Origin of the sequence: Caulobacter sp. 602-1, from assembly GCF_003931565.1 — a bacterium.
Taxonomy (GTDB): Bacteria; Pseudomonadota; Alphaproteobacteria; order Caulobacterales; family Caulobacteraceae; genus Caulobacter.
In genome coordinates, this window is the sequence record NZ_RRYI01000005.1 from 57,087 (window position 1) to 68,047 (window position 10,961).

Annotated in this window: 8 protein-coding genes and 1 riboswitch; of the genes, 6 read left to right on the forward strand and 2 right to left on the reverse strand. The window is 68.3% G+C overall.

Features of this window, described 5'->3' with window-relative positions; genetic code table 11:
• The 3 genes from EIK80_RS15745 to treF all read left to right on the forward strand — a co-directional run bounded on the left by EIK80_RS15745 (position 1) and on the right by treF (position 5,351).
• Entirely contained in the window at positions 1-1,077 is a 1,077-nt protein-coding gene (locus EIK80_RS15745) for a FecR domain-containing protein (protein WP_233586696.1), read from the forward strand.
• Positions 1,078-1,135: 58 nt separating this feature from the next.
• The gene (locus tag EIK80_RS15750) at positions 1,136-3,709 is read left to right on the forward strand and encodes a TonB-dependent receptor (protein ID WP_125157976.1); all 2,574 of its coding nucleotides are present in this window, start codon (positions 1,136-1,138) and stop codon (positions 3,707-3,709) included.
• Between the two features lie 79 nt (positions 3,710-3,788).
• Positions 3,789-5,351: an alpha,alpha-trehalase TreF gene (gene treF, locus EIK80_RS15755; RefSeq protein WP_125157977.1), complete on the forward strand. Its 1,563-nt coding sequence runs from the start codon at positions 3,789-3,791 to the stop codon at positions 5,349-5,351.
• A gap of 70 nt (positions 5,352-5,421) precedes the next feature.
• Here the strand turns inward: treF and EIK80_RS15760 are convergent, their stop codons facing one another.
• On the reverse strand, positions 5,422-7,770 hold the full coding sequence (locus tag EIK80_RS15760; RefSeq protein WP_125157978.1) for a TonB-dependent receptor: 2,349 nt from the start codon (positions 7,768-7,770) through the stop codon (positions 5,422-5,424).
• A gap of 203 nt (positions 7,771-7,973) precedes the next feature.
• On the opposite strand from EIK80_RS15760, the gene EIK80_RS15765 reads away from it, so the two are divergent.
• From EIK80_RS15765 to EIK80_RS15775, 3 genes are all read left to right on the forward strand, one after another.
• Positions 7,974-9,458, forward strand: a complete 1,485-nt coding sequence (locus EIK80_RS15765; protein WP_125157979.1) for an esterase-like activity of phytase family protein — start codon at positions 7,974-7,976, stop codon at positions 9,456-9,458.
• A gap of 23 nt (positions 9,459-9,481) precedes the next feature.
• A riboswitch (cobalamin riboswitch) is annotated at positions 9,482-9,668 on the forward strand.
• A 29-nt stretch (positions 9,669-9,697) separates the two neighbouring features.
• Positions 9,698-10,336 carry a cob(I)yrinic acid a,c-diamide adenosyltransferase gene (cobO, locus tag EIK80_RS15770; protein ID WP_125157980.1) on the forward strand — a complete coding sequence of 213 codons (639 nt, stop codon included), beginning with the start codon at positions 9,698-9,700 and terminating at the stop codon, positions 10,334-10,336.
• Positions 10,333-10,737: a DUF1636 domain-containing protein gene (locus tag EIK80_RS15775; RefSeq protein WP_125157981.1), complete on the forward strand. Its 405-nt coding sequence runs from the start codon at positions 10,333-10,335 to the stop codon at positions 10,735-10,737. Before cobO ends, EIK80_RS15775 begins: the two co-directional genes overlap by 4 nt.
• 33 nt (positions 10,738-10,770) lie before the next feature.
• On the opposite strand, the gene EIK80_RS15780 is transcribed toward EIK80_RS15775, so the two are convergent.
• Positions 10,771-10,953 (reverse strand): hypothetical protein, encoded by a 183-nt coding sequence (locus tag EIK80_RS15780; RefSeq protein WP_125157982.1) that lies wholly within the window; start codon positions 10,951-10,953, stop codon positions 10,771-10,773.
• Positions 10,954-10,961 lie beyond the last annotated feature (8 nt).

Here is a 10,961-nt window from a genome sequence, read left to right on the forward strand (position 1 = left end):
ATGGACGACAAGATGGATCAGGCCCTCGACCAAGCCGCCGAATGGTGCGTGCGGCTGTCGGAAGGCGAGCTGCCGCCGGCGGAGCAAGCCGCGCTGGACGCCTGGTTCGCCGCCGATCCGGAGCACCGCGAGTTGCTGGACGACGCCGTCGCCGCCTGGCGGGCGGTGGACGAGCAGGCCGCGCACCCCGGCATGATCGCCCTGCGCGGCGAGGCCCTCAACGACCTGCGCCGCGCCCAGCGCCGGCAATGGGCCCGCAAGCCCGGCCCGCGCGTCGCGATCTGGAGCGCCGCGGCCGCCGTGGTCGCCGCCGTCGCCCTGGGCGGGGGCCTGGCCTGGCGATCCAGCCTGCCGGACGTCTATCGCACCACCGAGGGCGAGCGGCGCATCGTCGAGCTGGCCGACGGCTCGCGCGTGTCGCTGGACGCCGCTACGGTGCTGAGGGTCCGCTACGACGGCGACCGCCGTCGGCTGTGGCTGGACCAGGGTCGGGCCAAGTTCGCGGTCGCCAAGGATCCGCTGCGGCCGTTCTCGGTCGCGGCCGGCGGCAAGCTGGTGGTCGCCACCGGCACCACCTTCAGCGTCGAACGCGTCGCCGACCAGATGCGGGTGGTGCTCTACGAGGGCCACGTCGCGGTGCTGGACGGGGAGGGCGCGAAGGGGCGTCCGCCGCCGCTGCTGAGGGTCAATGGCGCGCCGACCGAGAAGTCGCTGACGCCCGATCACGAGCTGGTCGCCCAGGTCAATTCCGAAGCCGCCTCGGTCGCTCCGGCCGACCCGAACCGCGCGGCCGCGTGGGAGAGCGGCCAGCTGGTCTTCCAGGACGAGCCGATGAGCCTCGCCGTCGAGCGGGTCAATCGCTACGCCCGCGAGAAGCTGCGGATCGGCGACCCCAGCGTGGCCAATCTGCGGATCAGCGGCGTCTTCACCTCGGGCGACACCCGCGCCTTCGTCGACGGCGTCACCGCGGTGCTGCCCGTGCGGGCCGTCAGCGGCCAGGGCGGCGAGACCGTATTGCGCGCGTTCCAGCGCCAGCCAAAAAACTTCACCGCCGGTGGTGAGTCCTCGGTGGAGTGAGGCGTCTAACTGACCAAAAGCGCCGATACACAGAACAAGCGGCGCGAGGGAGGGACGTATGAGCAAGTCTTTCGAGCAACGCTGGCTGCTAGGCGCTTCGGCGGCCGTGCTGATGGTCCTGGCTGCGCCGGTCACGGCGCAGGCCCGCGTTGAACAAGCCCCGGAGCGGACTTTCGACATTCCGGCCCAGGACCTGTCGGGCGCCCTGCGCGCCTTCGGCCGGGCCTCGGGCAAGCAGCTGGCCTTCGACGAGAACCTGACGCGGGGCAAGCGCGCGCCGAAGCTGAAGGGCGCCTATTCGGCCGACGAGGGCCTGACGCGGCTGCTGGCCGGCTCGAACCTGGTGGCCCAGCCCACCGCCAGCGGCGTCTACGCCATTCGCGAGCGGCCGCTGCTGGTCTCGGCCAGCGCCGCCGGCCAGTCGGCCGCGCCGGCCGCCGCCGTAGAACAAAGCCGTCCGGAAGAGCCCGCCCAGGTCGAGGAGGTGATCGTGGTGGGCACGCCCGGCGGCGCCGGCATCGACAAGCTGTCGGCCAGCTTCGCCGTCACCACGGTCGGCGCCCAGGACATCCTCAAGGCCTCGCCCAAGAGCAGCGCCGAGCTGCTGAGCCTGGTGCCCGGCGTCTGGGTCGAGACCTCGGGCGGCGTGGCCGGGGCCAACGTCTTCGTGCGCGGCTTTCCCGCCACCGGCGACGCCGAATTCCTGACCATCCAGCTGCAGGGCGCGCCGATCTATCCGCCCTCGACCCTGTCGTTCCTGGAGAACTCGTCGATCTTCCGCGTCGACGAGACGATCTCGCGGATGGAGGCCCTGCGCGGCGGTCCCAACCCGATCTTCTCGAACGGCCAGCCGGGCCTGACCACCAACTTCATGCTCAAGGAAGGCGGAGAGGAGACCAAGGGCCTGATCAAGGCCACCACTTCCGACTACGGCCTGCGCCGCGTCGACGGGGTGATGAGCGGCAAGCTGGCCGACGACCTCTATTTCATGATGGGCGGCTACGTGACCCGCTCCCCCGGCGTGCGCGACACCCAGTTCGACAACGAGAAGGGCCAGCAGTTCACGGTCAACCTGACCAAGCGGCTGGAGCACGGCAAGGTCAATCTCTACGCCCGCTTCACCGACGACCACGGGGCCTGGTACCTGCCGTTCGCGGTCAATGTGCCCGGCATCGACAAGGGCGAATATACCCAACTGGGCGAGCTCTCGCGCCAGCAAACCCTGCAGGTCCACGCCGACGGCCGCACCCGCGACTTCGACCTGGCCGACGGCCGGGGCTGGAAGGGCTATGTGGCCGGCGGCAGCTTCGAGCACGATTTCGGCGAGGGCTGGACGGTGCGCGACCGCTTCAGCTTCACCAAGGGCGACGCCAACACCTATGGCCTGGTGCCCGACGGCGGGGCGGTGACGGCCGCCTCGGTGGCGACGGCGATCGGCGGCCCGGTCCGCACGCGCGGCGGGACGGCCCTGGGGACCGGCGACTACGTCCAGAACTGGGGCGCGTGGATCGTCGAGAAACAGATCCAGGCCTTCGTCAACGACTTCAGCGTCAACAAAACGCTCGGCGACCACTCGATCTCGGCCGGCTACTACGCCTCCAGCTTCTCGTCGGACGACTTCTGGACCATCGGCAACTTCAGGCCGATGCAGGTGAAGGCCAATGGCGACTATCTGGCCGCCAACGTCTCGTGCGCCAACCTGGCGACGGCGGGCAGCGGTTCGGGCTGCTGGGCCTATGGTCTGCTGTCGAACGGCGACGGCAAGGTCAACGCCGTCTACCTGGCCGACAGCTGGCGGATCATCGAGCCCCTGCGCCTGGACGTCGGCGTGCGCCGCGAGAAGTTCGAGACCGACTATGTGGTCGACGACGGCAACGGCTATCCGGACGGCCTGGCCATCCGCACGGTCGACTACGAACAGTCCAAGACCTCGTACACGGTCGGCCTGAACTATGACCTCAACGAAATGTCCGGCGTGTTCGCCCGCTACTCGAAGGGCTACAAGTTCCCCAGCTTCGACAACTTCCGCGAAAACCTGACCGACACCCTGAGCGTCAAGCAGTACGAGCTGGGCTACAAGCTGCGTTCGGGCCCGTTCGAGCTCTACGCCACCGGCTTCGCCAACACCTTTGACGGGGCCAAGTTCGCCGACGTCGGGGGCACGCTGGAGACCAACTCCAACAAGGCCCACGGCCTGGAGCTGGACGGCCGCTGGCGCTCGGACTTCGGCCTGTCGCTGGCCCTGAATGGCACCCTGCAGAAGACCGAGATCAAGAAATCCTCGATCCCCGGCAACCAGGGCAAGAGCGCCCAGCGCCAGCCCGACTGGCAGATCCGCTTCACGCCCAGCTACGACGTCCAGCTGGGGTCGGTGGCGACCACGTTCTACGGCACGGTCAGCGCGGTCGACGACCGCTGGGGCGACAACGCCAACACCCAGAAGCTCAAGGGCTACACCAAGGTCGACCTGGGCGCGATCTTCAATGTCGGCGACTTCAGCGTCCAGGTGGCCGCCGACAATCTGACCGACAGCCATGGCCTGACCGAGGGCGATCCGCGTTCCACCAGCGGCGCCAACGCCCGTCCGATCCTGGGCCGGTCGGTGAGGCTGTCGGTGGGGTACAACTTCTGATCCTCGTCCTTATCCCCTAAGACTCCCTGCGCGCGGGCCGGTTCGCCGGTCCGCGTCTTTCTGTTCCGAGAGGCTTTCCATGGTCCGCCCGTTCGCCGCGACGCTCGCGGCCTTGACGTTCGCCTCGGCCGTCCATGCGCAGGACGCCGCCAAGATCCCAACGCCGGCGGACACTTACCAGGAGCTGTTTCACCAGGTTCAGACGCGGCGGATCTTCCCGGACGGCAAGACCTTCGTCGATGCGGTCCCCAGGCGCGCTCCGGCGAAGATCCTGGCCGATTATCGCGCCCATTCAAGGCTCAGCGACGCCGAGCTGAAGCGCTTTGTCACCGCCAACTTCGTGGTCCCGCAAGCGGGCGCCGCGCCCAAGCCCAGCGCCGCGCGGCCGCCGCTCAAGGATCACATCGCCGCGCTCTGGCCCCATCTGACCCGGCCGCCGGTCAAGCCGGTGGCCGGCGGTTCGGCCCTGGCCATGGACAAGCCGTTCGTCGTGCCCGGCGGGCGCTTCCGCGAGATCTACTACTGGGACAGCTATTTCACGATGCTGGGCCTGAAGGCCGACGGCCGCGACGATCTGGTCGAGAGCATGATCGACGATTTCGGCGGCCTGATAACGGCTTACGGACATATCCCCAACGGCGCGCGGACCTATTATCTGAGCCGCTCGCAGCCGCCGTTCTTCTTCGCCATGGTCTGGCTGTCCAGCGCCACGGACCCCAAGGTGATCAAGGCCCGCGTCGAGCTGATGCGCCGCGAGCACGCCTTCTGGATGGAGGGCGAGAAGAACCTGAAGCCAGGCCAGGCGCACCGCCGCGTGGTCGCCGTCGCCAAGGGCGTGGTTCTCAACCGCTACTGGGACGATCGCGAGACGCCGCGCGATGAGTCCTACCGCGAGGATATCGAGACCGCCCTCAAGAGCGGCCGTCCGCCGGCCGAGGTCTTCCGCGACCTGCGGGCCGGCGCCGAGAGCGGCTGGGACTATTCCTCGCGCTGGATGGCCGACGGTCAGAGCCTGTCGACGATCCAGACCACGGCCATCGTCCCGGTCGATCTCAACAGCCTGATGTACGGCCTGGAGAAGGCGATCGCCAAGGGCTGCGCTCAGCTGGCCGACACCGCCTGCGAGCGCGACTTCGACCGTCGCGCCCGCGACCGGGGCGAAGCCATCGATTTCTATCTCTGGGACAACGCCAAGGGCGGCTATGTCGACTACCAGTGGAAGACCGGCCGGCGCCTGGACGACATCAGCGCGGCGACCTTCTACCCGCTGTTCACCGGCGCGACGGACGAGCGGCGGGCCCACACCGTCGCCCAGAAGGCCTGGGACGTGCTGCTGGCGCCCGGCGGGCTGCGCACCACCACCGTCCGCACCGGTCAGCAGTGGGACACGCCCAACGGCTGGGCGCCCTTGCAATGGGTGGCCGTCTCCGGACTGCGCCGCTACGGCGAGGACGCCCTGGCCGCGGAGATTTCCAAGCGCTGGCTGGCCACGGTCGAGCGCGAGTACCAGGCCAGCGGCAAGATGCTGGAGAAGTACGACGTCGAGGAGGCCAAGGCCGGCGGGGGCGGGGAGTATCCCACCCAGGACGGCTTCGGCTGGACCAACGGCGTGGCGCGGGCGTTGATGGAGCCGGCGAAGTAGTCAGCGCACAATTCCTGTCATCCCGGCTCTCCGCTTCGCTGCGGCCGGGATGACAAGGTTTTTATGGCCCTTAGAACTCGAAGCCGATCGTGCCGAACACCTGGCGCGGGGCGGACGAGTGAAACACCAGAATGGTCCCCGCCGCGTCGTCCGGCGCGAACACGCTGCTGTCGAAGTTCGAGGCGTAGCGCTTGTTCGTCAGGTTGGTGACGTTCAGCGACGCCTTGGCCCCCTTCATGAAGCCGACCGGGCTGAACCTGTAGCTGACGCCCAGGTCGAAGGTGGTGACGCCGGCGAAGCTCTGGTCGTTGGTGTAGGTGTAGTAGCGGCGGCCGGTGTACTTGCCCTGCAGCGAGGCCGAGAAGCCGCCTTGCTTCACGCTCAGCACGCTGGCCAGCATTTCCTTCGGCGTATCGACCTGCTGCTTGCCGGCCGTCTGCTTGATCACGCAGGTGGTCGTGCACCAGTTCAGGTCTTCGTCGTAGGTCGACTTGTTGTAGGAGGCCGAATTGTACCAGTTCAGCCACGACGTCGCCTTCCACAGCACGCCGATCTCGGCGCCCTTGCTGGTGACGCCTCCGGCGTTGTGGAAGGAGTTGCCGCAACCCGGGTTCTGCTGCTGGTTGGTCGGGCAGGGGTTGTACTGCAGCAGGCGGTTGTTGAACTTCACGTCGTAGGCGGCGATCGAGACCTGAAGATTATCGCCGACATAGCGGTAACCGGCGTCGAAGCTCTTGGAGGTTTCCGGCTTCAGGTACTGGCCCTGGGCGTCCCAGACCGCTTGCGACACCGACTGTGGGCCCAGCTTAAAGCCGCCCTGGAACATGGCCATGTTCTCGGCGTAGCTGGCGAACACCTCGTGGCCCGGGGCGATACGGTAACGCGCGCCGATTTCCGGCAGGAAGTCGTCCTTGGCGTACAGCGTGCCGCTGGCGAACTGGCTGGACGCCGTCACCGGCGCCTTGGCGATCCCGCGCTGGGCCTCGGCGGCCGACTTGGCGTGGGTGCTCTTGAAGCCGAAGTCGATGCTGAGCGCGTCGTCCAGCAGGGTGACCGTGTCCTGGACGTAGAACTGCTGGGTCGTCCAGTTGGTCTGCTGAACCCACTGGGCGGTGTCGGGCTGACCCTTCAGGAACTTCGCCAGGCTGAACGGGCCGGTGACGTTGGTCCAGATGTAACGCGCGGCGCTGCTGGTGTTGTCTTCCAGCCAAAGGCCGGCCTGAATGTGGTTGAAGCCCAGCGTCCAGCCCACGTTCGCCACCACGCCGGAGCGGTCGATGGTGTAGCGGGTGTCGCGGATCTGCACCGGCAGGTCGTCGGCGGTTGAGGTCGTGCCCTGGTTCGACAGGCCGGTGATGAAGTTGTTGCCCGCGCCCTCGTCGGTGTGGCGATAGACCTGCACGTGGCTGGTGAGGTTCTCGCGGATCTTGAAGTCGCCCGACAGGTAGTAGACCTCGTCGTTGCGCAGGATCTGGCCGTTGGTGAAGGTGACATCGGCCAGCTTCTCGGGCGCGGTCGAGGGGACGCATTTGGCCGCCAGCGAGGCCACCGAACAGGCGGCGCGGCCGACATAGGCGTCCCAGTTCGGCGCATAGCCGGCCCAGTCCCAGCCCAGGCGCGAGAGCATGTCCTTGGAGAGATAGGTGTCGTCGGCCTGGTTCGTGCGCGACACGTCCGCGAAGGCGGTGATGACGTTGTCGCCAAAGCGGTACTGGGCCTTGGCGTTCAGCTGCTTGCCGGTCGACTTGTTGTAGGCGCCCTGGTTCACGAACAGGTCCTGCTGGGCGTAGTGGCCCGAGACATAGGCCGAGAAGCCGCCGTGCTCGCCGGTGTCGAAGCGCATGAAGGTGCGGGCGGTGTCCTCGCTGCCCACGGTCCCGTTGATCGAGAAGCCCATGGTCTTCTTCGGATCGCTGGACGTGTAGATCAGCGCGCCGCCCAGGTTGCTGGTCGAGGGGATGGACAGGCCGGCGATGCCGGTGGCCAGGTCGGCCCGGCCCAGGTTTTCCGAGATCAGGGCGCGGCTGATGGTCAGGCCGTTGTAGTTGTTGTAGGCGCCGTCGCCCAGCGGCATGCCGTCCAGCGAATAGCCGAGGTGGGTGGTGTTGAAGCCGCGCACCTGCAGCGACAGCGACTGCTCGTTGACGCCCAGGGCGTCGATCGACTGGGCGCTGACGCCCGGCAGGAAGTTCAGGGCCTTCTGAATGCTCGTGCCCGGGGGCAGGACCTCCAGGCTCGACGGCGTCAGGGTGTTGACCGAGCGGGTCTGGCCGCTGCCAACGATGACGACCGCGTCGATCTCGTTGGCGTCGGCGGGTGCGTCCGCGACCTTCGGAGCGGGCGCACCGGCGGCCTGGACCTGGGTGGCGAACATCAGGCAGGCGGCGATAGCCACCACGCTGGCGGATCGGAGCAGCATTTCGGATATCCCCCTAGATATCGCGCGCCACGCGGATTTTCGTCTACGGCGCCGATTGGTGTTGAGCGCCGCGTCTATTCCACAGCTTGATGACGGTTCTGCTGCGGTTGCGCGACGGTCTCTGTCACAAAACCTATGCAGACCCTCCCTAAGAGCGCGGCGAGTTCCACCGAACACTTCCGTGTCCTTTTCAGGAGCCCTCGATGTCGCGCCGTCGCCTTGCCGGAACCCTCGTGGGTCTCGCCGCCCTGGCCCTGGCGGCCGACGCCGGCGCCCAGTCGCGGACTTATGTCGCGCCGCATTGGGACAACACCCCCGGCGACGTCACCGTGGCGTTCGGCGGCAGGACCTATGTCAATCACGGCCTGGTGGCCGTGGGCTGGCTGCCCGCGGCGACGCGCGACTTCAACGGCGAGACCCTGGGCTCGTTCTCCAGCATGGCGCTGTCGAACTGGAAGAAGGCCGCCGACGGGTCCTATACCGGGACCTTGCGCACCCTGCCGGATCGCGGACCCAACAATGTCGGACCGTTCAAGAGCACGACCGACTACGCCAACCGCGTCCACGAGCACGCGATCAAGCTGGTTCCCGGCAAGGGCCTGACCATCACGCCCACGGGCGGCTTCCTGTTGAAGGACCAGACCGGCCAGCCGTTCACCGGCATGGACCCGGGCGCCAACGTCGTCGAGCGGGGCGGCGTGCGCTATCCGTCGCCGGCCGGCGGCGAGGGGGCGGGCAAGCTCAGCCTGGACAGCGAGGCGATCGCCTACCTGCCGGACGGGAGCTTCTACGTCTCGGACGAATATGCGGCGGGCGTCTATCTGTTCGACAGGACCGGCACGCTGACCGGCGCGATCCAGACCGTCCCGGCGCTGCTGCCGATCAAGAAGGGCCAACTGAACTTCGGCGCCGAGAAGGCGCCCGAACAGGGCCGCCGCAACAACCAGGGCCTGGAAGCGCTGACCATCAGCCCCGACGGCAAGCGCCTGATCGCCGTGCTGCAGAGCGCGACCGTGCAGGACTCCGCGTCGAACAACGCCACCCGCAACAACACCCGCGTGCTGGTCTATGACATCAGCAAGACCCGGCTGCCTAAGGCCCCGATCGGCCACTACGCGCTGCAGCTGCCGACCGTACGCGAGAACGGCGACGGCCAGGCCGCCGACGTTACCGCCGCCCAGTCCGAGGCCGTGGCGCTCAGCGAGGACCGCCTGCTGGTCCTGGCGCGCGACGGCAATGGACGCGGCAAGGGCGCGCCCAATGCGCCGGTCTATAAGAGCATCCTGCTGGTCGATCTCGCCGGCGCCACCAACCTGGCCGGCACGCCCTACGAGCAGGGCGGCCAGCCGATCGCCAGGGACGGCGCGTTGAACCCCGACATCAAACCGGCCGCCCAGGCCGAGCTGGTCGACATCCTCAACCCCGTCCAGCTGGCCAGGTTCGGGATCAATCTGTCGGTCTCGCCCTCGACCCCGACCAGCCTGCCCGAGAAGATCGAGGCCATGGCCATCGGTTCGACGTTCGACAAGACCGGCGACGTCTTCCTGCTGGTCGGGTCGGACAACGACTTCGCCACGGCCAGGGGCCACGTGAACGGCCAGGACTTCGACGCCTCGCTGCATGGCGACACCGGGACCGGCGACAACGACAACCTGGTGCTGGTCTACCGCCTGTCCCTGCCGAAGTGAGCTTGACCCTCCGGGCGGGCGCGCCTACCCCGGACGGCGAAGGCATGGAGGTCGAAAGACCTCCGGGAACGCGGTGACCAATCCGCGGCTGCCCCCGCAACTGTGATCGTCCGTCGATCGTCGCGGCACGCGCCACTGGGAGTGATCCTGGGAAGGCGCCGCGACGGGAGGGCGTAAGCCAGGAGACCGGCCTTCGTCATATCAACGCGGCCGGCGGGGTGTCCGGCGAGGGCAGGGTGATGAACGAAGAAGTCCCGGACGGCGAGGCCGGCCAAGAGGCTGCGAAGAACGCGCGCCACAACGCCAGGATGAAGGTGATCCAGGCGGCGCGGGCCAAGATGATGGCCGAGCGCCAGATCGAGAAGGGCCTGTTGATCGTCCATACGGGCGCGGGCAAGGGCAAGACGACGGCGGCCCTGGGCATGGTCTGCCGCGCCATCGGCCACGGCCAGCGCGTCAGCGTCATCCAGTTCATCAAGGGCGCGATGCAGACCGGCGAGAAGGTCGTGTTCGACGCCTTCCCGGACCAGGTCGAGTTCCGGCCGATGGGCGAGGGCTTCACCTGGGACACCCAGGACCGCGCCCGCGACATCGCCGTGGCCCGCGAGGCCTGGGAGGCCATCAAGGCCCGCATCGCCGATCCCGACTGGGACATGGTCGTCGCCGACGAGCTGAACATCATCCTGCGCTACGACTATCTGCCGCTCGATGAGGTGCTGGAGGTCCTGGTCAATCGGCCGGAGGGCAAGCACGTGGTCGTCACCGGCCGCAACGCGCCGGACGCCCTGATCGAGGCCGCCGACCTCGTCACCGAGATGGCCCAGGTCAAGCACCCGTTCCGCGCCGGGGTGAAGGCCCAGGCGGGGATCGAGTTTTGACCGTTCTGCGCGCGGCCGACGACGGCCCGGCGGTGGTGGTCTGCAACACCTGCCGCGTTTCGGCCGAAGAGCGCGAAACGCCCGAAGGCGTGCGCGGCGGGGCGCTGCTGGCGACGGCCCTGCGCGCGGCGGCGGCGGGCAGCGATGTGGCGATCCAGGAAATGCCCTGCCTGTTCAACTGCGCCCAGCACTGCTCGATCCACCTGCGGGCGCCGGGCAAGATCGGCTATGTGCTGGGCCGGTTCGAACCGACCGCCGAGGCCGCGCGCGCGATCGTCGACTACGCCGTGGCCTATGCCGCCAGCGACGAGGGCGTGGTGCCGTACCGCCAGTGGCCGGAGGGCGTGAAGGGCCACTTCATCGTCCGGGTGCCCCCGGCCGGGAGGCTGGTGGGGGATTGAGACCCCCGGACAGGTGGGTTTCTACCTCGCGGCCTAGCGAACCGGTCGGCGCACCGTCCAGACCAGCAGCGCCGCCGACAGCAGGACGCCGCTCACCACCACGCCGAAGGTGACCAGGCCGGCGCGGGTGGCGCGGGCCTCGGCGCGGGCGTGGAAGGGGCCGGCCTGGGCCTCGGCGAGGGCCGACAGGTCTTCACGCGCCAGGTCGTCGGACATGTCGGTCT

What these genes read in the sequence shown, in the direction of transcription:
- EIK80_RS15745 (WP_233586696.1), top strand. Translation starts at nt 1, where the DNA reads ATGGACGACAAGATGGATCAGGCCCTCGACCAAGCCGCCGAATGGTGC.
- EIK80_RS15750 (WP_125157976.1), top strand. Translation starts at nt 1,136, where the DNA reads ATGAGCAAGTCTTTCGAGCAACGCTGGCTGCTAGGCGCTTCGGCGGCC.
- treF (WP_125157977.1), top strand. Translation starts at nt 3,789, where the DNA reads ATGGTCCGCCCGTTCGCCGCGACGCTCGCGGCCTTGACGTTCGCCTCG.
- EIK80_RS15760 (WP_125157978.1), bottom strand. Translation starts at nt 7,770, where the DNA reads ATGCTGCTCCGATCCGCCAGCGTGGTGGCTATCGCCGCCTGCCTGATG.
- EIK80_RS15765 (WP_125157979.1), top strand. Translation starts at nt 7,974, where the DNA reads ATGTCGCGCCGTCGCCTTGCCGGAACCCTCGTGGGTCTCGCCGCCCTG.
- cobO (WP_125157980.1), top strand. Translation starts at nt 9,698, where the DNA reads ATGAACGAAGAAGTCCCGGACGGCGAGGCCGGCCAAGAGGCTGCGAAG.
- EIK80_RS15780 (WP_125157982.1), bottom strand. Translation starts at nt 10,953, where the DNA reads ATGTCCGACGACCTGGCGCGTGAAGACCTGTCGGCCCTCGCCGAGGCC.